14 protein-coding genes are annotated in these 26,245 nt (G+C 47.7%); 5 read left to right on the top strand and 9 right to left on the bottom strand.

Going from position 1 to position 26,245, the window contains the following annotated elements; all coding sequences use genetic code 11:
- Positions 1–5: 5 nt before the first annotated feature.
- The 9 genes from HQM11_10780 to HQM11_10740 all read right to left on the bottom strand — a co-directional run bounded on the left by HQM11_10780 (position 6) and on the right by HQM11_10740 (position 20,528).
- Positions 6–1,409: an alpha/beta fold hydrolase gene (locus tag HQM11_10780; protein ID MBF0351507.1), complete on the bottom strand. Its 1,404-nt coding sequence runs from the start codon at positions 1,407–1,409 to the stop codon at positions 6–8.
- Between the two features lie 274 nt (positions 1,410–1,683).
- Positions 1,684–3,312, bottom strand: coding sequence for a PfaD family polyunsaturated fatty acid/polyketide biosynthesis protein (locus HQM11_10775; protein ID MBF0351506.1), 1,629 nt, complete (start codon positions 3,310–3,312; stop codon positions 1,684–1,686).
- A gap of 50 nt (positions 3,313–3,362) precedes the next feature.
- Complete coding sequence (locus HQM11_10770; protein MBF0351505.1) at positions 3,363–3,764, bottom strand: type II toxin-antitoxin system VapC family toxin; 402 nt, start codon at positions 3,762–3,764, stop codon at positions 3,363–3,365.
- Positions 3,761–4,021, bottom strand: a complete 261-nt coding sequence (locus HQM11_10765; GenBank protein MBF0351504.1) for a hypothetical protein — start codon at positions 4,019–4,021, stop codon at positions 3,761–3,763. The genes HQM11_10770 and HQM11_10765 overlap by 4 nt, the downstream gene beginning before the upstream one ends.
- A 155-nt stretch (positions 4,022–4,176) precedes the next feature.
- Entirely contained in the window at positions 4,177–11,430 is a 7,254-nt protein-coding gene (locus tag HQM11_10760) for a hypothetical protein (GenBank protein MBF0351503.1), read from the bottom strand.
- 134 nt (positions 11,431–11,564) lie between these two features.
- Entirely contained in the window at positions 11,565–11,789 is a 225-nt protein-coding gene (locus tag HQM11_10755; GenBank protein ID MBF0351502.1) for a type II toxin-antitoxin system MqsA family antitoxin, read from the bottom strand.
- Complete coding sequence (locus HQM11_10750) at positions 11,786–12,109, bottom strand: DUF4258 domain-containing protein (GenBank protein ID MBF0351501.1); 324 nt, start codon at positions 12,107–12,109, stop codon at positions 11,786–11,788. Before HQM11_10750 ends, HQM11_10755 begins: the two co-directional genes overlap by 4 nt.
- A gap of 9 nt (positions 12,110–12,118) precedes the next feature.
- Entirely contained in the window at positions 12,119–19,321 is a 7,203-nt protein-coding gene (locus HQM11_10745) for an SDR family NAD(P)-dependent oxidoreductase (GenBank protein ID MBF0351500.1), read from the bottom strand.
- 625 nt (positions 19,322–19,946) lie between these two features.
- Positions 19,947–20,528 carry a hypothetical protein gene (locus HQM11_10740; GenBank protein MBF0351499.1) on the bottom strand — a complete coding sequence of 194 codons (582 nt, stop codon included), beginning with the start codon at positions 20,526–20,528 and terminating at the stop codon, positions 19,947–19,949.
- A 436-nt stretch (positions 20,529–20,964) separates the two neighbouring features.
- Between HQM11_10740 and HQM11_10735 the strand changes: the two genes are divergently transcribed.
- The 5 genes from HQM11_10735 (at position 20,965) to HQM11_10715 (ending at position 26,245) form a co-directional block, all read left to right on the top strand.
- Positions 20,965–22,122 carry a hypothetical protein gene (locus tag HQM11_10735; protein ID MBF0351498.1) on the top strand — a complete coding sequence of 386 codons (1,158 nt, stop codon included), beginning with the start codon at positions 20,965–20,967 and terminating at the stop codon, positions 22,120–22,122.
- Between the two features lie 286 nt (positions 22,123–22,408).
- Positions 22,409–23,806 (top strand): 3-isopropylmalate dehydratase large subunit, encoded by a 1,398-nt coding sequence (leuC, locus tag HQM11_10730; GenBank protein ID MBF0351497.1) that lies wholly within the window; start codon positions 22,409–22,411, stop codon positions 23,804–23,806.
- Between the two features lie 58 nt (positions 23,807–23,864).
- Entirely contained in the window at positions 23,865–24,485 is a 621-nt protein-coding gene (leuD, locus tag HQM11_10725; protein ID MBF0351496.1) for a 3-isopropylmalate dehydratase small subunit, read from the top strand.
- A 27-nt stretch (positions 24,486–24,512) separates the two neighbouring features.
- Complete coding sequence (locus tag HQM11_10720) at positions 24,513–25,433, top strand: ABC transporter permease (GenBank protein ID MBF0351495.1); 921 nt, start codon at positions 24,513–24,515, stop codon at positions 25,431–25,433.
- Positions 25,430–26,245: an ABC transporter permease gene (locus HQM11_10715; GenBank protein ID MBF0351494.1), complete on the top strand. Its 816-nt coding sequence runs from the start codon at positions 25,430–25,432 to the stop codon at positions 26,243–26,245. The genes HQM11_10720 and HQM11_10715 overlap by 4 nt, the downstream gene beginning before the upstream one ends.

Genomic DNA, 26,245 nt, shown 5'->3' with positions numbered 1-26,245 from the left:
TTTTATCAGATTTGCTGTACAAACTCATTCGCTATATTGTTCACATCTCGAATTCGCTGACAGGTTTGTTGGAAAGAATGTTTATTGATCTCTCTGACGACCTCAGAAACAATTCCTACGACCGGAATCATGGATAATATTTCATAAGGAGTTCGTGCAATAGACGCATGGACTTTTTCAAAGGCCTGAATGCCTTGCTCAATGCCAGTGTTCAGGAGTTTGACAGCGCCTTTTAACATTTCAGGTTTTAATTCTATGGGTGGCACAGTTTTCGGTGAAGCACTCCCGTTGTTGTCCATGACACCACTGGAGGTCTCCAGGTCACGGGTACACCATTGATGGATCACTTCATAAACTTCCCTGGAGTTCATCAGGGTGAGATGTCCCTTTCCCGGAAATCCATGAATTCTTTCTTCTGGAATACCCAGACAATGCTCTTTGTTTGACGATCTTCCCTGGGCACTTCTTTTCAGTACCATGCCATCCCCAAACCATTCATTGATCAGATGTTCTCGTGTTTCATGAATAACCCCGTAAATCACATACAGTTCAATGTTTTCAGGAAGACGAGGCTTTGTTTTAGTGTTTTTTAATAAAGTATCCGGATGATGTCCATCCCAATCTTCGTGGGTAATATAACCAAACCGCAAGTCTTTGATGCCCGCACTGCGGATTTTAAAAAAATCACTGGCCAAACGGGAATAAACCGTTGGAATGGCATCCAGAATATGGGTCGTGACATTCACTACCTGTTCCAGTGGCGCGCCTTGATGGGGCGATCCAAGGACTAATATTTTTTTAATTTTCTGAGTCCATTCCTGCTGTTTTTCACAGCCATAATGACAGGCACTCCGTGCGACTAATCCTCCCATGCTGTGCCCGATCAATACAATCTCCTCAAGGTCTACTGGATAATTCCTGTGAAGTTGATCCAGCAAGGCTGACAAATTCTCACCATTGTGGGAAATATGAAGTCCGGAATTATAGCGCAAATAAAACGGCGTATAGCCTGAGTCCCGTTGAAGTAATTTGGCGTAATCATCCCCGGAACCATCCGAAAACTGCCATGGATCTTCATTGCAGGACAAGCCATGAATCAATACGCATATCCTTGAAGACGGGGCCTCAGAATAGTTGTTCAAGGATTCCCCGGTCATTGGAATATGCTGGTGATGAAGATAAAACCCCATGGTCACGGTCAGTTCATTTTTTTGTTCATGCATATAATCGCCAATGAGTCCGTTCAAGGCGCTTATGCTCCAGGAAACACCTTTCCCAAACCAGCGTCGGAATTGGTTCCAGCCTGATTCAACGGGTGGAGTTATCAGTGCTGGAAATTGATTTTTTTCCATCTGAGTTTGAAGATCAACTGTTTCTGTTTGAGAAATACGAGTAGCCGGTGAAACCATAAATATCCTGTTTGAGCGGGGTGAGTATTGCCATCGTTATGGTAAGTTTTGTTAATTTTTGCTTATTTTGAATTAAGCGTTGGCAACTTTTAGATTGAATCAAAACAGAATAGCAAGTTTAAAAAATTGAGTCTGTATCAGTTTTTTCGGCACCATTCATTTTCCATGTTACAGTTTGAATGGGTAAGGAGTCCATGAGTCGCTCGTTACCCATTCACCACTTCCAAATTCAAGCGACAGCGACCAGCTTGAATCACAAGGATGAGGAGGGAATCTATTGATAAGGAATATAGCGGGTCAGTTCAGGTGAAAATGTCGCCCCCTGGAGCTGAAGTTGCTGGATGCGGTAGAGATAGGCGCTTCCGGAAAGAATATGCCAGTTCACATCGACAACATGACGCTGGGTATAGTCTGCCAGATAGGAATTATGGGTCCAGGCGTTGAACGCCCCCATGGCCGGACCGCTCCAGATTTGATAATCCATTTCCCGGCCGGGTTCACCTGAATTGGACCAGCGGGAAGATAGACCAAGATACCAGCGAAAAATCAGAGCCATTTTGCGTTTGGGATTATCCTTTGCCCGTTCGATCTGCTGAGGGTCACGTTCAGAAAAATACGAAACCGTGGTTTGCCAGACTTGATCCAGACTTTGCCGGAAAATCTGTTTTTCAATTTTTTCACGTTCCGCGGCTGGAATTTCTTCTATGGAATTATACGCCATGTAAAGTTCATAGAGTTTCTGCGCACGCATCGCAAACAACGTTCCCCGTTTCAACACTTGCAGTTTCACGCCCATCTCAAACATATCCGCGGCCGGAGCCATGGTCACATCGGCCATATCCGCCTGAGCCAGCAATTTGCGGGTGTGTTCTGATGCTCCGGCCTCAACACAGGCCTGATTGACAGAACCAGTCACAATATACGCCGCACCCATCATGAACGCCCCCAAAGCGGCCATCGGAGTGCCAATGCCCCCACCTGCGCCAACACGGACTGGTGTCGCATACCCCAACTGCGCCTGCAGGTCATCTCGTAATGAAAGGATGGATGGCAACAAAGAAACCAACGGTCGATTGTCCGTGTGTCCTCCTGAATCCGCTTCTACCGTGATGTCATCAGCCATAGGAATATATTGGGCCAGTTGAGCCTGGCGTTCGCTGATCATTCCTTGCTGAACCAGTTGTGACAGTATTTTTTCCGGGGCAGGGTGCATGAATTTGGAGGCCACTTCGCCTCTTGAAATTTTGGCAATCACCTTGTTATTCACCTGAATGTGCCCTTCCTGAGTTTCTGCCAGTCCCGACACACGGTAATACACGATCGATGGTGTCAAATCCAGAAACGCGGAGGCTTCCACGGTATGAACCCCATGTTTCAGATAAAGTTCCACGGCACCCCGTTCCAGAGCGGGTTCACTGGGACTGTGGATCAGATTGAATGCATAAGGCCCGTTCGGCAGTGCGGTTTGAATGGCATGAATCGCTTTTTCAATAGTGGCTGGCACCAAACCAGCCGCACCAAAACTCCCCAGAAAACCGTGCTGTCCGAGTGCGATCACCATTTTTGCTGAAGCAATTCCGTTGGCCATCGCTCCGGCATAAAAGGCATATCGGGTTCCGTGAGTGTGGAGGAAACCCGCATCCCCCAGTTGATCGACAGGAATCGCTGGAACATACGCCTCTACCGATATGCCATCTGGAAATTCGGCTACTGTGAATGCCTGCTGGCTGATGCCAAACTGACCATTGACTGACACCAGATAACAGGGATTGGAAGAATCAAGCAACAACGCCTTGATGGAGCCCGCATCGAACTCAACTGTACTTTCCGGCACACGCCACCCGAAATGAGGCGTTGATGACCGACTTGTGAATTGAACTGGTGTAAAATTTGTAGGATTCATAACGTTCCTGTCTGAGGGTTGATCAATAAATAGGCATATCTACGTGCTGACTACAGCTCCCAATCTTCGAGCATCAGGTCTGGAATTCTGGAAAACTCTTTCGTGTTATGGGAGACAAGAATCAGTTTATTGGCAACGGCAATTGATGCGATTATCAAATCATTTGGTCCGATTGGGGTGCCCTTTTTTTCCAATTGGGTTCTAATGTGACTATACGCATCTGCTGCGGTATCATTAAAGGATAGAGATAAAAAACGATTTACAAATTGAAGCTGCCTGGCAAGATTTTTTTCAGGATACTGGCTCTTCAATGCTCCATAAAACAACTCTGCTTTAACAATAGAACAAAGCAGGATTTCATCGGGAGTTAAACCCTCAATTCGCATTTTGATTTGCTCAGAACGTCCATTCAAAAAACGAATACATGTGTTGGTATCCAATAGATACTTCATTCAATAGTCTCCCTGGTTTCATAGTTGCCTTGGGAGGCACGTTCGATAGGGTCATCCCGCAAACAGCCATAACTTGTTTCTATAAAATGATGCCAGTCCGGGTACTGTGTCGTTTCAATCTCATTCGGCTTGATTCCTGAATCAGGCAAGATGGACCCTTCCGGTAATTCAAAAACTTTGATGATATTGTATAATGCAATCAAATGCTCATCTTTGACCCTGTCTATTTCTGATTTAAGCAATTCTCTTGTAACCATGGTTTTCCTTTTGGATGATCAGCAATCAATATTTCGATGAATCATCAATCTGGCGGTTTCTTCATTGATCATAACCGGTGCGAAATAAAGGGCGGGATTCTGAATTTCCGTTAATATTTCGTAAACTTCGGGCATAAACAATCCTTACGTTTTTATCATGCTTCCACCACACACAGGGCGATGTCGGTGATTTCATAAATCCGCAGGTTGTCTTTCATCAGGTTCGCCCTGGCAATCACGGTCACACAATCCGCAGTCTGCTGAATGTCGGTGATATTCACTTCGATGGTCATCTGGCGGTTGGCCGGAATGATCTGTCCACGGTATTTCCAGAACACGGTGTCAAGCCTGTGTGTGAAACGCGGTGACTGAAACGATGATCCCAAGCCCTGTTGCAGACAGAATACCTGCATTGCCTGGAGGATGGACTCCACACCCAGAGAACCGGGCATGACAGGATCCTGATGGAAATGGCACGGGAAAAACCAGTCTGACACATCAATATTTTTCAAACCATGAATGTATCCTTTGCCAGCGGTTCCACCCTGCGGTGAAATCAGCACTTCATCCAGAAAATTGAGTTGCCAGTCCGCCAGGCGGTAATGGGGTTTTCCGGCAGGTGCCTGAAACAAGGGCGATTCCATATTTTTCAATGTCACCTTCACCATACTGTGTGGCGCAATCTGTTCCCGTTCATGCCAGGGAACTGTTTTGCGTCCGGCATCCAGTCCAGCCTGATTGACCAGCATGTCTTTGGTGAAATAGCCAAACACAGCGGTTCCCTGATAAAAAGGATCGTCGTCATGGAGCAATTCAAAATCAAATTGCTGAATGATCGTGTTTCCAGAAGAAACTGTTGATAACAGTCTCGATTTGTTGGTGATGGTTTTGCCTCGCAGATCAATATCCCTTAGCAGTTTTCCCTTGCCATCCAGGTTGCGGAAATAAAAATCCACCTCCGGATAAAGCAGTGTGGTTCCGGACCATGCGGAAATGAAGCCGTTGGGTTGGAGTGAAATTTCCATGATCACCGAATAGGGCATCCATGAAGGATGGGAATTCCCCCTGAAATACCAGGCGTCAACCGGGACATCGTATTCTGAAACAACAGCGGAAGGTTCCTTGAAATTATGTCGTTCTCCGGTCACTTCCAGCACACGGTCAATCAACTGCAAATCACCATTGGGCGTTCGGGGTGGTTGCCGATTGTCATAAATCGCAAATTCGGGTCCAAAGCAGTTTGAAATTTTGCCGGTCGCGAATTCTATCAGTTGATATTTATTGAACAGTTCCGGTTTTGCGGGTGTCTGTTGCCTTGTCTGAATTTGAGTGGCCTGGGACCGAATCATTCCCGGCACAGGATCAGTGACTGATTTTTCAGTCAACTGAATGCCAAGGTCACGGAAATCCACGACAACTTTGTCGCCCAGCAGAATATCCACATTGGCTTTGGCATAGGGCACTGGCGACAGACCGATTTCGGTCACTTCCATGCGATAGCGCAAAATACCTTTCTGCGGCAAAACCTGTCCCCGGCAACGTACTTTCTGGGGCAGACCAGGAATGGGCTGGAACCGGGCATCCTGTGTGAGAGTTTGCAAACCCAGATAGAGCATGAAAAATTGCAGGAGTTGTCCGCAACCTTCAGCCATCAGGGAACCGGCCATCACCTGATCATCCTTGAAGTGGCAGGGGAAATACCAGTGTTCAGGATCCAGTTCCTTGTCTGCGATCACCAATCCAAGTCCCCAGGCGCCGCCATGGGGTTCAATGGAAACAATCTGTTCGATCATCAGCATTTTTTCAGCGGCAAACCGCAACGATGGATTGTTCCCCTGCTGTTGATAATTGCCACCAAAACAGGCAAGCAGGTCACCATGAATGATTTGTAGCAGTTCATCCTTGTTGAAGGATGTTTTGGGGCATTGGATCAACGGTTCAAAATATTGTTTTTGAATCCGGCTTTTTTCATCCAGTTCTTTTTGGGTCAGAATCACGCCTTTGCCCCGTTCCAGTTCCTGATCATCGAAAAATCCAGCACATCCGCCATCCATTTTCAGCACCAGTCTGTTTTCCACGAAACACTCATAACTGAAGAAAAACAGCAGGTTTCCACCATTCCGGGCAAAAGAATTGATTTTAATGTCATATCGCAGGGTTTCGCCATCTTTGGGCAATTCATCAGTAAAAGTCAGGGTGCAGTCCAGCAGACGATAAACCCGTTCGCCCTTGCACTCAAAGTCGATGCCAAGATAGCTGATCAGCAACAGGTCGCACTGGCCCGACTCCACGCAAACTGCCCAGGGAATCTGATGATCAATGGAGTACCAAGCATCGTGGGGAATGTCATATTCGGTTGTCAATGAAGATGGTTCAAACACATGGGGTTTGGCATCCAGTTTGGTCACACGGGTTACCAGCAGATAATCAGTGGTAGGCAGTCGGACTCGGCGGTGGTAGGAATCAATGATGTCAAATTCCGGACCAAACACATTCCCGATCCTGCCTTCAGCAAATTCCACCAGATCTTCCTGATCCCAGATCACGTCTGTTCTGGTGAGTTTTTCTCTTGTTGGTGCGGGTGCCTGTTGGAAAATTTTTTGCGCAGGAACTGACGGGACCGGAGTCACCGGCAATATCGCAGCATGTGGAACATGATACGTAATAGCTGAACCTGTCTGATGCAGAGTCTGATAAACAGCCTGAAGTTTGATCATTTCTGCCAGTTGCAGCATTCCCAGTTGTCGGGTTTCCAGAAATGCGGTGTGCATCGAACTTACTGTGGATAAATTGCTTTCGTAGACACTGGAATGTTCATGAACATGAGCGGAATTCACAGTTTCTGCCGGGCGTTGAACCGTGGATACTGAACGAATTGCTGTTACAGAAGGAACAGGTGCATTAGGCATGGTTACCGATGGGGTCACAGGTTTTGAAATTTGAGATTGAACAGAAATCGGTTTGGACGCAGGCGCCGGAGACGGAATCGGTTTCTGACGTGTCATTTCGGGTTTGGGTGTGGCATTTGCTGTTTGAAGAACACTCGCAGGTGTTGCTGTCTGGTCCGACTTTACGGTTGTAATGGCGACAGGAGGAACCTCTTTCGGTTTTTTGCCAAACAATGCCAGATTGGCGTCGTTAAAAACTACTGACTGCATCAACCTTCCCCCCAAAGGGATCTGTCGGATCAATGATTTTTGATTGGCCACAGCTTGAGGTTCCGGATACAGTCTGGACAGATCCATCGGCACTCGATGGCTGAACAGTCGTGCCAGCAGACGCACAATACTGACAGCCTCCTTCACTCCCCGGCGATCAATTTCTATCGCCAGATGTTCCTGGTCTTTCAGCGTTTCGCCAATCCATTTGGTGCAACTTCCCCGTGGACCAAGTTCAATGAAAATGCGGGCACCATCCTGCCATGTCTGTTGCACAAGACGAGGGAAGTCCACTTGCGTGCAATACAAATCAGCGATGTTTTGGGCAATGGCCCCGGTGGTGAGTGAAAGGGGTTTGAAGCCGACAGCGGAATAACAGGCTACATCCGGAGTGTGAACGACAGCGCAGTCGTGCAGAGTTCTCAACGCTTCATGATCCGCATTCACCAGTTCACAATGCATCACATCACTCATTGGCACCAGCATCGCGTCACAGCCCAGTTTCTGTATAACCCGGGCACAGGCCTTGTCTTCTCCTGCAATCACGATTTCTTCAGCGGTGTTGATGATGATCGGAAACACTTTCGGTTCATCTTTCAAGGCGTCCCTGACCCGTTCAATCCGGGTTTTCAGGGTATAGCATTTCCAGAATGAATGATCATTTCCGGGATAATCGTTTGGTGAAATACCCCACGCTTCACGCACGGTGTCCATTGGTCCGGCCAATCGTGTCTGAAATACGGGCGAGGTCTTGAGCGTCTGACTCATCTGATCGGTCCGTCCCCAAACCCCGAAAGCATACATCATGGTCACTTCGCCCATGCTGTAACCCAAGGTCATGTCAGGCTTCACCTTAAAAATTTCACGGATAATGTCGGTATACATCACGGCATAGGTGATGCCGCTTTCAAACATCATGATGGCTTCATCCACCATGGCCATGGAATACTGCTTGAGTTCAGCATCGCTCATACGGGCAATGGTTCGCGGGTTCAACCAGCGTTCGCCAACCATCTGCCTGAGTTGGGTGGTGTGCGAGGAAACCTGATCATGCAGTTCAGGAAACAATTGAAAAATATCTTTCCCAACTCCCGGATAAGAATTGAAGCCGCCGGGAAAGACAAACGCGACTTTGCCCGTGTTTCCCAAGGGCTTGAAAGTGACGGTGCTGCCTTTCAGTGAAGTCCAGCTTTTCCGTTTGCTGGCGGTTTCATCCAGTGCGCCGATCATCATTTCAATTTCCCGGATCAATTCTTCGCGGCTTTCCCCCACCACGGCCGCGGCAAATGCTGCTGTAGGAGTTTGCTGTGAAATAAGAAATCGTTCCCAGGCGATTTCCGGGACAGGTTTTTCAGAGGCCAGTTCCTGCCGCAGAGTTTGTAACGCCTGTTTCAAATGTCCGGCATCTTCAGCGCACAAGGGCAACAGGGTCACGGCGCATGATTCCAGGTAACGTCCGGCATGAGCTACGGATTTTGGACCTTCCGACAGTACCAGATGGGAACAGGTTCCATCGAGACCAAGGCCACTGATGGCGGCAAACCGGGTTTCATCCTCGTTATCCACAAACCATGTTTTGGACTCTACCGGGACATAAAATGGACCATTCTGCCACAATTCCGGCTTTTTGGGTGCGTTCCATCCCGGTGTTTGGGGAATGAAACGATGATGCAGACACAAGGCGGTTTTGATCAAACTGGCAATTCCTGATGCCGCGAAAGTATGCCCAATGCTGGATTTCACACTGCCGACAGCGCAGTTCAGAGTCGGTTGTGATTCATAGGCTTTCAGCAAACCTTGAATTTCATGATGATTCTCTTCGCCAAAGCCACTGGCATACAGTTCAAGATATTCAATATTTCCGGATTTCACTCCGGCATCATGCATTGCCATTTGAGCCGCTTTGAGGACAGAGTCCGCGGTTTGGCCATGACTCACACCAATGGAGCGGATTTCAGCATAAATCCTGTCGTTATTTTTTCTGGCCGCGTCCGCACGTTTCAGCACCACGGCGCCCGCGCCCTCGCCGACACTCCAGCCACTGGATTGCCGGTCAAAACTCATGGTCACACTGCCCTGATTCACGGGTGAAATCCGGTTGCGTATCAGCACGTTTTCAATGCTTCCCGCCAGATCCACAGCACCAACCACCGCGGCGTCAATTTCACCGAGATCCAGTAGCATCTGTGCGACTTCCAGTGCTTTGAATACTGAATTTTCTTCTGCGGAAATCGTGAAAGACGGACCCGTGAAATCCCAGCGTGAGGAAATGCGGGAGGCCATGATATTGCCGATAAAACTGGTGTATTGGTTGATCTGGGCGGTGTCGTGGATGCTGTCCTTGGACAGACCAAGAAGTTGTTGTTTCTGTTCTTCAGACAAACCGGGATAGTTTTTTAATGTTCGAGGAATCTGATCATCCAGGTTCACCCGTCCCCGGAATTGATGCAATTCCAGTTCAGTGCCCATGGCAATCAGCACAGCCACATTCCCACCTTCCTTCATCCCTGCGTTTTTAAGGGCTTCATCCGCCACATGGATCATCAGCAATTGCTGGGGAATGAGTGGATCATTGGCCACAGGCGGAATTTTATGACGTAAAAAATCAATTCCAAATTCGTCAATATATGCGCCAATCGGGGGTTTTCCTTCTGGCAGTCCATACGATTTCAGGAGATCCCCCAACTGGTCGATCCCTTTCCAGCGTTTTTCTGGAAGGTTAATGAAATGCTGAATGCCGTCATACAATGTTTTGTGAAAGGCCGCCAGCCCATGGCATGAACCAAAGAATGCCTCCATGCCGATAATTGCCATCGGTGCGAGCGGCTTGCGTTCACGAACCGGGAGCGGATCTGACAACAGGAGTTGTCTTGAATTGCCTGAGGATTCTTCTGTTTCCTGTTCAAAAATCAGGTGTGCGTTGCATCCGCCAAAACCAAACACACTCACCCCGGCATGTTTGATCGAATCCTTTTCCTTGCCAGGCCATGCGATCGGTTGAGTCGGAATATTTTTGGAAGGAATGACCTGATTGGGTGAACTCAAGGGATCAGTCAAGTTGATGGTGGGGGGAATTTCCCCGGCAGACATGCTCAGAATCACCTTCAACATGCCGGGCATTCCCGCGGCTGTCAGCAAATGTCCCAGATTGGATTTGACGGAGCCAATGAGCGGCGAAACTCCATAGCGTCCGAAAAAAGTATCCATGGAAGCCATTTCCACCTTGTCACCCAGAGGGGTTCCAGTGGCGTGGCATTCCACATAATCAATCACTGTAGGCTCCACTTTGGCGTCGGCATACGCCCGTTCAAAGGCCAGAATCTGCCCCCGGGGATTCGGGCTCAGCACAAACTGTCCCTTGCCATCGTTGGAAACACCTTCTCCGAGAATGGTGGCATAGATCCGGTCGCCATCTTTCAAGGCATCGTTGTAGCGTTTTAGCACCAGCATTCCCGCACCTTCTCCGGCAAACAATCCCTGGGAGTTTTTATCAAGAGGGCGACTCTGGTGATTTTGTGGATAAGCCTGAAAAATTGAAAAACCCATATTGACAAAAAACGGATCCGCGGCACTGACTGCGCCAGCCAGCATCATATCCGCCTTGTGTGTGAGCAGATAATCACAGGCCAGTTTGACGGAATACAACGACGAAGCACAGGCGGCATCCAGTCCAAAATTGATGCCTCCCAAATCCAGTGCCTGAGCCGCGACAGCGGCGGGATAGCCTGAAATCATGGCATTGTAGGGGGAAACCGGGCTTTCCGGCAGGTAGCGTTCCAGTTTGAAATTCTGGTCATTCAACAATTGTTTGAGGTGATGTTCCAACGCGGAATGATAAATGGGAAAAAACAGGTGATTGGACCATTTGGTTGGAAAGGACAGGTTGGCCAGAATGATTCCTGTTTTGGCCAGTTCGGTTCGTTTTCCCAGATATCCGCTGTCTTTCAATGCTTCTCTGGACACATACAACGACCATTTGAACACATCATCCAGTGCGGCAATTTGCTCAGAGGGCAGATTCAAATCTTCATAATCCAGACTGAAATCATTGATATATCCACCCTTGAGACAGTAATATCGGTCGGGAACACTTTTTTTGTCATTATAAAAAACTGTCGGATCCGTTCCCATCTGTCTTTCTGTGGCAACCGTCCGGGAATCCTTCTGTCCAATCAGATTGCTCCAGAATTCCTCAGGAGTTTTCGCTTCAGGAAACAGATTTGACAAACCAATCACTGCGATTTTTTCCATATTTTTTATCCTTATTTGAAACAGAATAGTGCCGTTATGCGGGGCTGAATTGTTAAAAAGGTTTTATAAATATTTTAAGCATTCTACCCCAAAAATCATCTCCTCACAGAAAACACAGGATTCGCCTTTGATCATTATGCGACAAAATCAAGAAGACTCAATAACTCATGGTGAGCAAATGACCGATTGGCTTGTTCCAACAATAAGTGGTTTGTTTCGGAAGATAGATATTCTTCTCCACAATTATCACAAACTTGAGCAGGTACATTTTGAAACACCAGAATGGTATTGTCTCTTTTCAATGTCACATGAATTTTATCAGGTTCGGTCTGTCCATGATGGCAAATTGCGCATTTCATAAAATCCTTTTCGTAAAAGAAATATCCCATTTGACAGGATCAGGCTCATAAACAGTTATAATCACAAGTATTTTTGCTATATGATTCATTCCAACTACCACATGCAACCTTCTTCCTTTTGGGGTTACAGCATTCATAAGAACACTTGGAAATGGAAAATCAGACAGATATTCTTCAATGACGTCACCATTCAGTAACGATGATTCCACATCCTCAACAGTAACATTCCGTTGAGCCATTCGTTGAGTTGAATGCACCCGATATTCAATTTGATATTCATGCAACTGAAATTGAAGATACTGTGTTAATTTTCCAAGCATATCAAAACCCTAGTTCTTACTTCCTGCCGGCACAAACAATCGATTCAACTGTTTACTCAGAGTCACTTCCGCATTGATGACACGTGTGTAGATCAGTCCGTTTTCATCATGGACGGTGATGTCCGCGACCAGATTGGACGCTGAATGCTTGCGGATGTCCAGTGACACATAAAAGGTCGCGCCTGCCGGGACAGACAGGTAGTGTTCACCGATACCTGCCCGTGAAGGCAGACTGGCCGCATCATAAAAATGTCTGGCCCAGATCAGCATGGCCTGAAATTGTACATCAGCGGAAAATGGATCAAAGGTTCTGACCGGAAACTGTCCCTGAACCGCTTCATTCACGGCGACCGCTTTGCAACGCATGGTCAGTTTTTCAGCCTGAAGGTTCAAAACCTCTTCTATCGACTGAAACAGCGGTCCATGAAACAGGGTGCCGTTTTGATAAAAAATATTGCCATCAACAGGTTCACGCCGGGTTAGATCCAACGACTGGTACACGGCTCGTTCAGGCATGACTCGCACCAGTTTGATTTTTGCGCCGTAATTAACTCTGTTGTTCCCTTTGGAATCCAGACTCTGAATTTTCACTTCAAAATCTATCTCATCGGGCGTTTTCAGCGTTTCCCGCAAATCAACAAAATATTCATCAGCCAGGGTTTCATCAAACACCACACCTTTGAACATGGTGTAATCATCACAGCGAAAAAACGTGAATCCGGGATAGATCTGTTCACAGGCATCAGCCATCCACGCAATCACTGAAACGGTGGGCAACACCTGATTCCCCCCAATCACATGATCTTTGGTGAACGCGTTGGCTTCTACCCGGAGTTTTCTGGAAAAATGCCATGAACGCAGTTCCGGATAACGCACTTCGCCTTCGCTCTGCATGGAACTACCGACAATGATCTGAACTGGAGCATTGGCGGAAGTCAGGCATTGTGCGAACAGTTGCGAACCATGATCCAGCGGAATGATGTATACCTGTTTCTGGGTAAACATTCGCTTGAGTTCGGGAGTGACCATGCCCCCATCCCATGGTCCCCAGTTGAAGGTAATCACATGGCATTTCGGATATTGTTGCTTCATGCGCCATGCGGTTTTATTCAAAATTTCATTGGCCACAGAATAATCCACCTGTCCCGGATTTCCATAAAAACCTGCCGCGGAAGAAAACATGACCAGATGCTGAAGTTGATTGGGTTCAACAAGACTCAGAAGTGCTTTCAGTCCATCAATTTTAGTTGAATAAACCGCTTCGAAATCTTTGATCGTTTTCTTTTCCAGCCATTTGTCGGCGAGAACTCCCGCACCATGAATGAGACCTGTGATCGCACCACATTTTTTGACGATGGGGTCAATTTTCTGTTTCAGATCTACGGCGTTTGTCACATCCCCGCTGATGTATTCCGCCTGACCGCCTGCCTGCTGAATGCGAGTCAAGGCCATTCTGATTTCCCTGCCGGACAACACGGGTGACAGATGTTGCTGAATTTTTGCGGGAGTCGGTTTGTCCCCTGTGGATTTAAGATGTTCCATCACTCTCCGTTTGAGTTCGGTGACATCGTCACAGCCTTTGGCCCATTCCGGTTCATTGGCGGAATAGTTGGAACGTCCGATTAAAATCAGTTTGCACTTGCTGTTCTGTGCCAGTTGAATCGCGCATTCTGCGGTGACGCCTTTAGCGCCGCCACTCACCAGAAATACCGAAGACGCAGTAACAAGCCCAGGGGTTGGTTCCAACTGAATTTCTGAGACAACTTCATCCAGAATGGTGGCTCTTCCTTTCGACGTATAGCCGGTTTCCATCAGCCTCAAATCAGGATCATGCATTTCGGCCATGATAAAAGACGCGGCTTGCTGAACTGAAAGCTCCGGGTGCAAATCCACTGTGCGACAGAAAACATCAGGCCACTCTCGCATGGCTGTTTTGGAAATACCGGCAATTCCACCCTCAATGATGGATGTGTGAGGTCCGGCAAGTCCCAAACGTCCATCCAGTCTGACCACCGTCATGAAAAAATTTCTGGAGGTGCTTCGGGTATGGTTCAGATCGTCTTTGATGTGCTTTGCCAGAAGAAATACGTGCAACAGCAACGCTCTGGAGGTATCTGAAAATTCAATGGTGGCAACAGATTTTTGAATGGGGTTAAGATGAATCATCCCCTGGATCGTGCCCGTTTTTGCCCGGATCAACTGTAGGGTATTGATGATAGCGGTTTCACCCGTTTCAGACATGACCACCTGTGGAATTTCCCGTGGAATGACAACTGGTGAGGCAACTATGGATTCCGGGAAAATCAGCACGCAAACATCCCAGCCCTGTTCCTGAAGGAGTCGGGCCAGTTCGGCAGTCAACGGGGTGCCATCATGAGTGAGCAGACAGGTCTGCCCTTCTCCAGTGAAGGGCAGATAGTCCGGATTGGGGATGTTTTGAAGTCTAGCGACCCTGCAGGGTACCAGATTGGTCAGGGCTTTTTTTTTTACCGGAGCTTCGTGAGAAGGTCCTGCGGAACTTGTTTGCTGTTTCATGTATTCCACAATTTGACCAAGGGTTCGCAGTTCTGCCAGGCTTTCCTGATTGAATTCCGGAAGACCGGGGAGACGATCCTGCACAGTCCCGAGAATTTCCACACGTTTGATGGAGTCAATGCCGAGATCGGCTTCCATATCCATTCCGAGTTCCAGCATTTCTACGGGATAGCCCGTTTTTGCGCTCACAACCTTGAGCATGGTCTGGGTGATTTGTTCCACATTCAGTCCAGTTCCGACTGTTTGTGCCGGGACTGTGGTCGCCGGGGCGGAGGGCACCGGAGTTGACGGAACCGCTGGTGCTTGAACAGGAGCAGGTGCGGCACTTCCAAGGCTGGATTTCATTTTGTCAACAATTTGACCCAAAGTTCGTAACTCCGTCATTTCTTCGGGGTTGATCTGTGGCAAGCCCGGCAATTGATCCTGCACGGTTCCAAGGATTTCCACCCGTTTGATGGAGTCAATGCCGAGATCGGCTTCCATGTCCATACCGAGTTCCAGCATTTCTACAGGATAGCCCGTTTTTGCGCTCACGACCTTGAGCATGATGTCTGTCACCTGATTCAGGTTGACTGCCCCCGTGGTTGATGCCGGGGATGCAGGGATACTTGCGGTTCGGGCAACTGGAGCCGCTACCGAAACGGAGCTTCCACCGGCAGGAATAAAGGATTTCATTTTATCCACAATCTGACCCAGCGTGCGTAATTCAGCCAGTTCCTCCGGATTGATCTGTGGCAATTGAGGAAATTGATCCTGGACAGTGCCAAGGATTTCCACCCGCTTGATAGAGTCGATACCCAGATCGGCTTCCATATCCATCCCGAGTTCCAGCATTTCAGTGGGATATCCAGTTTTCTGGCTTACTACAGAAAGCATGGTTTTTGTCAGTTGCTCTGCATCCACACCGGGTTTTGATGGTGCGGCAGGTGCTGGCGCTACCACTGGTTTTATCGGCGTTGGAGGTTGCTGCACTCTTTGAGCGGACTGGGGAATTGCTGCTTTGGGTGCTGGTGCTGGTGCCTGTACTGGTTTGGGCGCTGTGACCACTGGTGCCGGCGATGCCACTGGAGGAACAGGCGCAGGTCTTGAGGGGACTGGTGTTCGAACTGGAATCTGTGGCTGTGCCGCAGCTCGTTGTTCCAGACGCGGTGCTGGTGTGGAAACAAGGGTTGTCCCGGATTGTGGCATGCCAATGCTGTGGGCTACGGCGTTGTATTGTTCTCTCATCAGTTCCAGAGCGCTTCGTGAATGATCGGCCTGGGTGTGCAGGTATTGCTCATGAACCCGCAGGGTTTCTCCCTGATGATTATGAAACATATCCATGCCATGTTCCATGTTTGAAATCACCTGCATATCAGCGTTGTTCTGCACAAGCGTTGTCTGAAGTTTCATCAGTTCCAGGAAAGTTCTGGAATATTCCCGTGGGCTTTCCAGATACTTTTCATGCACTCTCAAGGTTTCCGATTGCAACGTATAGAAGTGAGACAGACTGTGCTCAATGCTGTCAATGACTCTTTCCAGTTGAGGACTGCCGTTGGAAACAGTCTGGGGTGATGATAACTCGGAAGAGGATGTATGTTTCATAGCCGGTTGACTCCCTGATGGAATGGATACGGATGGTGACGAAATAACCTGGGTTGAAGGCTTCGCAACTACAGCTTGCGGTGGTTGAACCGGTGCGGCGACCGGAGCTTTGACCACAGGACTTGAGGGGGTTTTTATAACCTGGGGCGTGGCTTCTGTGGTACCGGCGGTTTGCTGGATTTTTCCCAATCCCTGCAATCGATAACCATCCTTCAACGCGTCTTCAAAGGCTTTGGACGTCGCGGGACTGACATAGTTGTTTCCTGACAATTTCACACTGACCGGACTTGTCTTTTTGGGTGGTTCCAGCGTGGGTTGGAAGGGGTCAAAATCATGCAGTGGGAAACCAGCCACACTCAACTGGACAACGGCTTCACGCAGTTGGCTGTCACTGTCTTTTTTGGGATTTGGATTGAGGGCAATCGCCAGAAAATCCTTACCCTTGAGAATGGTTTCCACCAGTTTGGTCAATACGTTTTTAGGGCCGATTTCCACAAAAATGGTCCCGCCATCCTGATAAATATTTTCGATTTCATTCTGAAATCTGACAGAGTGCAGAATATGCTCCTGGAGTTGTTTCTGAATGGTTTTCGGCGTTTTGGGATAGGCCTGGCCGGTTGCGTTGGAATAAACAGGAATGACTGGAGCCTTGAAGGTCACTTTGTCGATGGCGTCGGCAAACGGTTTCTGTGCGTGTCCCACCAACGGCGTATGGAAGGCCGCGGAAACCGGAAGCAGCACTGCGGACAAGCCTTGTTTTTTCAAAGCTTTCTGAGCTTCGATGACCTCTTGTTTGGGACCGGCAATCACGTTTTGTTTTTGTGAGTTGAAATTGGCGATTTTGATATTGGGAAAATCATTGATCACAGCCTGAATCGCTTCGGTCGAACCCATGACAGCCGCCATGGTGCCCGCGTCAAAATTCGGATCCTCCGGAGCGGCCATCGCTTTTCCACGAGCCCGGGCCAGCGCAAAATAATCAGGATCATTGAGCACACCCGCCGCCCACAGCGCGGTGAGTTCACCAAAACTGTGACCAGCGGTAAAATCAGCCTTGAAGCCACATTTTTCCAGAATTTTGAATAAGCCTACACTGAAGGTCCCGATGGAAGGCTGGGCATGTTGGGTCAATTGCAGAATATCCTGATTGACAGCAGTCTCTTCTGAACTGAAAACAGGAATCGGAAATACTCTTTTGGACAACGGCTCAGCGCCATCTTTGACAAACAAGGCGTCAATCTGTTCATAGGCTTTCTGAATATCAGGGAATGAGTTAGCCAGTTCACGTCCCATATTGAGATACTGGGAACCTTGTCCGGGAAAAAGCGCAACCACTTTGCCGGATGTTTTAAGTCCCTGTTTGCGGAAATGTATGCCGGAAGACTCCCATGCGTCCTGATCCGGTTTTTCACTCAACAGCCGAAGAGCGTCTTCCAGATTGCTGATGGCGTCTTCACGTTTGTCACACACAAAACCCAACCGCACATCATTCGTGGGGATTTCCCGAATTCCATGGTTTTCCAGCCATCCCGGAAATTGTTGTGGACCATCGGGCCCCTGTAATTGGTCCAGACTGTTTTTGAGGGTTAGTTTCAAAGCCTCCAGGGTTTCCGCATGAATCAACACCGGTGACGCCATCCGGTTGAATCGTTTGCCGGTGAGTTCGTGATGATATTCTTCAAGGACAATATGAAAATTGGTGCCCCCAAAGCCAAAGGCACTGATTCCTGCACGGCGGGATTCACCATTTTGCGTAATCCATGGTCGGGATTCGGTATTGATGTAAAACGGAGAATCCTGGACATTGAGTTTGGGATTAGGTTGTTTGACATTGATGGTTGGCGGCAGAACCTTGTGATGCAGGGCCAGAACAGCCTTGATGAATCCGGCGGCTCCTGCGGCGGCTTTGGCGTGTCCGATCTGGGATTTGACACTGCCGAGGGCAATGTGCTGTTTTTGGGGATTATCCACACTGAACACTTTGTTCAACGCCTGAAATTCAGACACGTCCCCGGCTCCGGTTCCTGTTCCATGCGCTTCGATCAAGCCGATACTCTGGTGGTTGATTCCCGCATCTTCATAGGCACGAATCAGTGCTTTTTCCTGACCGGCCGGACGAGGTGCGTAAATGCTTTTGAATTTACCATCGCTGGACGCGCCAATTCCGCGGAGTACCGCAAAAATCTGGTCTTTATCCCGTTCCGCGTCTTCCAGTCGTTTGAGCAGAACCATTCCGATGCCTTCGCCCACCATCATTCCTTTGGAGTCCGCATCGAAGGTTTGTACCCGGTCTGCGGTAGTGAATGCGGGGGTTTTACTGAAACTCAGATACATGAAAATCGAATTGTCTGTATCCACGCCTCCGGTAATCATCATTTCACTGCGGTGTTCCAGCAATTCACTGACTGCCAGCCGAACAGCCGCCAGGGAACTGGCACAGGCCGCATCGGTCGCGCAGTTGATACCACCCAGATCAAGGCGGTTGGCGATGCGTCCCGCAACCACGTTCCCCAGCATTCCGGGAAAGGAGTTTTCTTCCCAGCGGATGTAGGCTTTTTTGAATTTTTCCACCACATTTTCTATGTCAGCGTCACTGGCGCCCACACTTTTCAGAACTTTGGCCAATACCGGATATTGAAGTCTTGAAATCAGGGGGCCAATCAATTTTTGTCCGACACCCAATCCGAGTACGATTCCCATTTTGTTCCGGTCGTAATTTCTGGACTCACCATAACCTGAAGAATCCAGCAGATCACGGGCAATCACCAGCGCCAGCAATTGTGAAACATCGGTGACTTCCAGAATATTGGGAGGCAATCCAAATTCCATGGGATTGAAATCCAGTTCCGGCAGAAAACCGCCACGTTTGCAGTATGTTTTGTCCGGGGTGTTCTGATCAGGGTCATAATAGTCATCCAGACTCCAACGGGATGGAGGAACATCACGAATACAGTCCACACCTTTCAGGATATTATCCCAATACTCGCCAAGATTATGCGCCTCAGGAAATACACCTGTCATGCCGACAACGGCAATGGGAGTGCGCTGAAGAGCTGAGTTCAACGGGTCAGTATTCTGTTTGCTGCGTGCCATGTGTATCTCTCAAAAATTCCGGTTTATATAAGGGGATAGATGTCCTGATATTATTTATGCGGAGAGAACCGGGTAATTACCGCTCTGAAAAACTGAGGACATTCGGAGTCGTTGTCACGAAAGTAAATGTTCGTAAAATCATAGAATCCAGTAGGGTTCCTGCTTCAAAAGAAGGGAGATATAATCTCTAAAATATCCCAGACTCAAGTTCAACTTCATTTTTAGGTCAAAAGGTGGAAATTTTGATACCAACGCACCCGGTATTCAATCTTTTGATTCCGGATATCGTTGGTTTAGTGTGAGGCCGTGTCGTTTAATTATTGGTTTGGCATGGTGGGTAGGTTGGGTAGAACGAAGTGAAACCCAACAAAACTCGATGGGTATCGCTAAGGCTCTACCCATCCTACGCATCCTTTTTTAGAAAATTAAACAGCACTGAGTGTGAGGTTTGTTCTATTTTGTGCTCAAAGAACTGTCCATCTCAGAATAGAAACTGGGAACAATCATGAGTCAGAGGAAACAATGGGGGAACCCGGGATCCGGCTCAATCCGTCGCATGGTGATGACATCGTGGCGGACCAGAGGATTTCATCACCAAATGATTTAAGGCAGGAAAGACTGTGGCTTACATTCGGGAGGATTTATATTTTTCAATCAATTGTGTCTGAAAGGAATCATCTTTGGGGTCTACTTCAAAGACAACGGTTTCTCCATTCGGTCCCATTCCCAGAAAAGTTTTGGTATAGGGCAGGTGTCCGGTTTCCTTGAAAGATTCATTCGTTTTTTGATTACCCACCACAAACAATCTGGATCCCTTTTGCCATACCTTCAGATCATCCGCAGACGACACAAGCCAGGGTTTGCCTGCATAAAGCGCTTCAAGTCTTTCGGTGACTTCAGGTTTTTTAGTGTCTACCTCAAACACCACTGTTTCACCTTCCGGCCCCAATCCAAGGATGGTCTTTGTGAAAGGCATGTGAGGAAACTCCTCAAATTTGGCGTTGACGTTCTCATTGTGGATGACATAAATCCGGCCCTCATAACTCCAGACATAATAATTGGTGGAACTCTCCAATTGTGCTGGCTTCATGGAGACTTCCTCTGTACCGGATTCCATGTTTTGATGTTCCTCACTCATAGGTTTATTACTGGACGCTGAACATCCCAGTACCAGTGTCAGCATTATCATTATGGCAAATATACGCATAGATCTCTCCATCAATCGGTTAAAAATAGTTACAGGTGCCTGTTACCCAAAGCAAAACCTCACTCAGATGATGTTGGGGAACGACCGGCTAACCCTAAACGGAAAATGTTAGCAACGTGTTACGGTAGTATTAGCATTTATTGAGTTGGGGTTGATCCTATTTTCGGCCACAAATTGTAGGGGTGTGTATTCCTCCAACTCCAGATCAGACACAGGGGCTGCCCCAAAAGCATAAAACCCAAACAGTGGATCAAATCAAAGGCCTATTTTTTGACCGATTGCCGGAAATGTGATCAATCATTTTTTATTAAAAGAGTGTTGATCTCTTATTAAACCATTATTTTCACTAACTTATTCCAACTTATTCAGAACTTTTCCGAACTTTTCCGAATAATATATTTGTCTGAGAACTTTCAATTTGATATAGCACATAAATATGAATAGTAGCCAACCACCTAAAAAAACCACATTTTTTAATCAAGGGGGAACAATGAACGACCAAACATCTAAAAATATAATTGAGCAACTGGAAAAACGTCTTCAACGCATCGAACAGGATGAAAAAAAGAAAAGATGGTTTCATCTGCCTTCTACCATTCTGGGGATTACTATCTGCTCTGTCTTTCTGGCAATCCTGAGTTATGCTGATACTCCGTCCAGCATCAGTCGCACAGATTTCAAATCGGGTACAGTCATCAGTTCTTCCGCTATCAACTCTCAATTCAATACGGTTTATAGTGCTGTCAATGAATTGCTTGGTAAAATTCAAGCCGTCGGAAATAGCCTCAACATTACAGGAAATCCTGCAGTCACAGGAAATATGAGTGTCAGTGGGACACTGTCGGGAGGAACTATTTCCTCAGATTCCTATAAAATTCCTCAAAGGGATTACAAAATCATCATCAAAACCAATACCACTAACCCCACCTATCAGGTCGATATAACCGCAGATTTTCTGACGGTCTATGACAGCAATAATATTACAAAGGTGCTCTCAAACGTTAGCAGTACGGTGGACATTACGGTTTCAGGTGCAAATGGATTGGATACAGGCTCTGAAGCGGCTAATAGTTGGTATTATATCTGGGTGATTTGGAATGGAACAACTACAGCAAGTCTGCTTTCTGCTTCATCTACTGTCCCCACAATGCCATCTGGATATACCCATAACAGGCTAGTGGGGGTTGTTCATAATACTGGAACTGATTTTCTGCCATTTATTCAGCAGGACAATCATGTGATTGTTCCTAAAGATGAGGCTGGTAATACACCTGGAATGTACGTGTTAAGAGCTTTTTCTTCTGATACCACTTTAACTGGAACGGATATATCAACATATGTTCCCCCGATAGTGATTGCTTTATCCCTTGTGATTGATGTTGTCGGTAATACATCTGTCTCAGGCTGCTTTTTAAGTTTTAACAACAATCAGGCTAATGAATACATGGCCGCATATTCTGGATCTTCAGATAATTATTCTGCTGTATTGCATGACATTGAATATGGGTCTACTAATTTATATAGTAGAAGCCATGGTGGAGGTTCCGGGGGGATTAATATCCATTTACGAGGCTATGTTTATAGATTGTTTTGATCTGAGATAATACCTGCACTTACGTGAATGGAAATTGCAAGGGACTGCTTCAGTTTCCAGATTTTCATACTCCAGACGTTCGTAGCATGCAGAAGTTTTTTTATTTGAAACCAACTGATCCAACGAAGATTAAATTATGCGAAGGCGACTTCAACAGTTCTTGACTCGAACGCTTATTTTGATACTATCGCCCCATCTTTTCACAATCCCTGAAAATTAAGTATCAGGATTCCTGATCTGTAACGCACAGGAATCATTCTTAGTGACCTGTTCCCCCAAGGAGTTTATGGGAAAGACAATGTTTGAAAAAATATGGGATGCCCATGTGGTGCATCAACAGGAAGGCAATACCATCTTATACATTGACCGGCATCTGGTGCATGAGGTGACTTCACCTCAAGCCTTTGAAGGACTGCGATTAGCAGGACGCAAAGTTCGAAATATCGCATCGACTTATGCGGTACCCGATCACAATATCCCAACCATCGACCGTGACAAACCTATTTCTGATCCGATTTCGGCCAGACAGGTGGAAGCACTCCGCCAAAACTGCAAGGATTTTGGTGTGACCCTGTTTGATATTGATGATGAACGACAGGGTATTGTGCATGTTGTTGGACCTGAGCAAGGCTTGACCCTGCCCGGAATGACCATCGTCTGTGGAGATTCTCACACTGCGACACACGGTGCTTTCGGCTCGCTGGCATTTGGAATTGGAACCTCTGAAGTGGAGCATGTGCTGGCAACCCAGACACTTCAGCAGAAAAAGCCCAAAACAATGCTGGTCAAAATTGAAGGAAAATTACCCAAAGGCTCAACGCCTAAAGATGTGATTCTGGCCATTATCGGTAAAATCGGCACCGCCGGGGGTACCGGATATGTGATGGAATACGCCGGTAAAGTGATTGAGGAAATGTCTGTTGAGGGGCGCATGACGCTGTGCAATATGAGCATTGAAGCAGGCGCACGAGCTGGATTGGTCGCACCGGATGAAAAAACCTTTGCTTACCTCAACGGTCGCCCGTTCGCACCCAAAGGAGACGTTTTTGACAAAGCTGTTGCCGCATGGAAACAACTGCCTTCCGACAAAGACGCACAGTTTGATACCATTGTGACGTTACAGGCGGAAGATATTCTGCCACAGGTAACCTGGGGAACAAGTCCGGGAATGGTGAGCGCGGTGACGGAAAATGTGCCGGACCCTGCCGCTGTGAAAGATGCCAACCTCAGAAAATCATTGGAACGCGCGCTGGAATATATGGGATTGAAACCCAACATGCCGATTCAGGATATTCATGTGGATACCGTATTTATCGGTTCCTGCACCAACTCCCGCATTGAAGATTTGCGGGCTGTGGCAACCTTTGTCAAAGGCCGGCAGGTGGATAAAAAAGTAAAAGCCATGATTGTTCCCGGTAGTGGCTTGATCAAGCAACAGGCAGAAAAGGAAGGTTTGGATAAAATTTTCAAAGAAGCGGGTTTTGAATGGCGTGAAGCCGGATGTTCCATGTGCCTTGCCATGAATGGGGACATGCTACAACCCGAAGAACGGTGTGCTTCCACCAGTAACAGAAATTTTGAAGGTCGGCAGGGACGCGGAGGCAGAACTCATCTTGTCAGTCCTGTAATGGCCGCCGCCGCCGCAGTATTTGGTCACTTTGTCGATATCCGCACGATTTCCTGATTTTCGAGAGGGATGTGTCATGCATCCCTGATGAATAATTTTTTCCGGATGAAAATCTATGCAACCGTTTCACACACTCAAAGCTCTTGCCGCGCCACTGAACCGCATGAATGTGGACACTGACGCGATCATTCCCAAACAATTTCTTAAAAAAATCGAACGTACCGGTTTCGGCGTTCACCTGTTTCATGAATGGCGATACCTGGATCAGGAGGGAACTCAGATCAATCCTGATTTTGTACTGAATACTTCCCGTTATCAAGGAGCGCAGATTCTGGTGGCCGGAGACAATTTCGGCTGTGGCTCCAGTCGCGAACATGCGCCATGGGCCTTGCTGGACTATGGATTCCGTTGCATCATTGCCCCGAGTTTTGCGGATATTTTTTATAACAATTGTTTTAAAAATGGTATTTTGCCCGTAGTGCTGGGACCCCGCGAAGTTCAATCCCTGATGGATGAAATTGAGACGACACCAGGTTATCAACTGACGGTGAATCTGGAAACACAACAAGTCACATCCCCAGCAGGCAAAAACTTTTCATTTAAGGTGGATGCCTTTTCCAAAGATTGCCTGATTAAAGGCTTGGATGATATTGGCTGGACCCTTCAGTTTCAGGAAAAAATCATGGCCTTTGAACAACAGTACCGTCAATCGGCCCCCTGGATGTTCGTGGGTTAATTCAAATATCTGATTCAGGGGAAAACTTTGGGGCAATTTCTGGTTCGTCGATTACTGTTGCTGATTCCGGTGATGCTCGGCGTGGTGACATTGGTTTTTTTGCTGATTCATTTCATTCCGGGTGATCCTGTTGATCTGATGCTGGGTGATTCCGCACTGGCGACTGACAAAGAAGCCTTGTCTCGTCAATTAGGACTCGATCAGCCGATTCATCTGCAATACTGGAACTACATGACCCAGTTGGCACAGGGAAATCTGGGGGTTTCCATTCACAGCAAACGTCCCGTGCTGGATGAAATTCTCGATCGTCTTCCCGCAACGGTCGAATTGATGGGTGGTGCCATGGTGGTTACGCTGTTCATCGCCCTTCCCCTCGGTCTGATTTCGGCAGTGAACCGTGGCAAAGGGGTAGATCATCTGGCCATGTTTTTTTCTCTGCTTGGTGTCTCCATTCCCAATTTCTGGCTGGGTCCTGTGCTCATTCTCATATTTTCCATCCAACTGGACTGGTTGCCGGTCAATGAACGGGGAACTTTCCTGCATCTCATCCTCCCGGCCATCACACTGGGCACCTCCCTGGCCGCCATTCTGTCACGCATCACCCGTTCTTCTGTTCTTGAAACATTGTCCAAAGATTACATCCGGACGGCACGGGCCAAAGGCATTTCAGAAATGCGGATTTTGTTTCAGCATGCCTTGCGCAACGCGTCGATTCCCATTGTGACCGTGATTGGACTGCAAGTCGGAATTCTGCTTTCGGGAGCCATTATTACCGAACGGATTTTTGATTGGCCGGGCGTCGGCAGTTTGCTGATTGATGCCATTCAGACCAGAAATTATCCATTGGTTCAGGGCTGTGTGATTTTTATCGCATGCAGTTATGTGCTGATCAATCTGCTGACAGATATTTCCTACACTTTTCTGGATCCACGGGTGCGACTGCAATGATACTTCGCGATAAAAAACTCACGGGTCTGACCCTTTTTATCCTAATCTGTTTTTTATTACCGGCTGTGTTTGCGCCATGGCTTGCGCCGTTCTCACCTGAAGAAATGGATCTCGTGGCACAACTGGAAGGCCCCACAGCCAGACACTGGTTGGGAATGGACCAGAATGGATCTGATATTTTGAGCCGTATGCTGTATGGCGCCAGAATTTCCCTGTATGTCGGTTTCTGGGTCGTTGGCATTTCGTCGTTGGTCGGCATCAGCATCGGGCTGATTTCCGGCTACTACGGTGGTTGGCTGGATAGCATCATCATGCGGATTGTGGATATCCTCATGGCGTTTCCCGGCCTGTTGTTGGCCATAGCGTTGGTCGCGGTGATGGGGCCTGATATCAATAATGTGGTCTTTGCCCTGACGGTTTTAGGCTGGGTCAGTTATACCCGTCTGGTGAGAGGTCAAGTGTTATCCGTGAAAGAGGAGGAATATATTCTTGCCGCCAAAACCTCAGGAATCTCGGATTTCCGGGTCATGTTCCGTCATATTTTACCCAATATCCTGCATCCTGTCATCGTTCAGACCACCTTCAGTCTGGCAGGAACCATCATTTCTGAATCAAGTCTCAGTTTTCTTGGCCTGGGAGTTCCACCCGGCACACCCAGTTGGGGTTCCATGCTGGCGGATGGCAAGGATTATCTGCTGGAAGCGCCGCATGTCTCCATTTTCCCGGGAATCGCGATCATGCTGGTGGTGCTGGCCTTCAATCTGCTGGGGGATGCCTTGCGTGATTATTATGATCCCCAACTTCATAAATGA

The organism is SAR324 cluster bacterium, assembly GCA_015232315.1.
GTDB lineage: Bacteria > SAR324 > SAR324 > SAR324 > NAC60-12 > JADFZZ01.
This window is presented reverse-complemented; position numbering and strand designations above follow the sequence as displayed.

Coding starts and splice junctions, on each gene's coding strand:
- HQM11_10780 (MBF0351507.1), bottom strand. CDS start 1,409: ATGGTTTCACCGGCTACTCGTATTTCTCAAACAGAAACAGTTGATCTT.
- HQM11_10775 (MBF0351506.1), bottom strand. CDS start 3,312: ATGAATCCTACAAATTTTACACCAGTTCAATTCACAAGTCGGTCATCA.
- HQM11_10770 (MBF0351505.1), bottom strand. CDS start 3,764: ATGAAGTATCTATTGGATACCAACACATGTATTCGTTTTTTGAATGGA.
- HQM11_10765 (MBF0351504.1), bottom strand. CDS start 4,021: ATGGTTACAAGAGAATTGCTTAAATCAGAAATAGACAGGGTCAAAGAT.
- HQM11_10760 (MBF0351503.1), bottom strand. CDS start 11,430: ATGGAAAAAATCGCAGTGATTGGTTTGTCAAATCTGTTTCCTGAAGCG.
- HQM11_10755 (MBF0351502.1), bottom strand. CDS start 11,789: ATGAAATGCGCAATTTGCCATCATGGACAGACCGAACCTGATAAAATT.
- HQM11_10750 (MBF0351501.1), bottom strand. CDS start 12,109: ATGCTTGGAAAATTAACACAGTATCTTCAATTTCAGTTGCATGAATAT.
- HQM11_10745 (MBF0351500.1), bottom strand. CDS start 19,321: ATGGCACGCAGCAAACAGAATACTGACCCGTTGAACTCAGCTCTTCAG.
- HQM11_10740 (MBF0351499.1), bottom strand. CDS start 20,528: ATGCGTATATTTGCCATAATGATAATGCTGACACTGGTACTGGGATGT.
- HQM11_10735 (MBF0351498.1), top strand. CDS start 20,965: ATGAATAGTAGCCAACCACCTAAAAAAACCACATTTTTTAATCAAGGG.
- leuC (MBF0351497.1), top strand. CDS start 22,409: ATGGGAAAGACAATGTTTGAAAAAATATGGGATGCCCATGTGGTGCAT.
- leuD (MBF0351496.1), top strand. CDS start 23,865: ATGCAACCGTTTCACACACTCAAAGCTCTTGCCGCGCCACTGAACCGC.
- HQM11_10715 (MBF0351494.1), top strand. CDS start 25,430: ATGATACTTCGCGATAAAAAACTCACGGGTCTGACCCTTTTTATCCTA.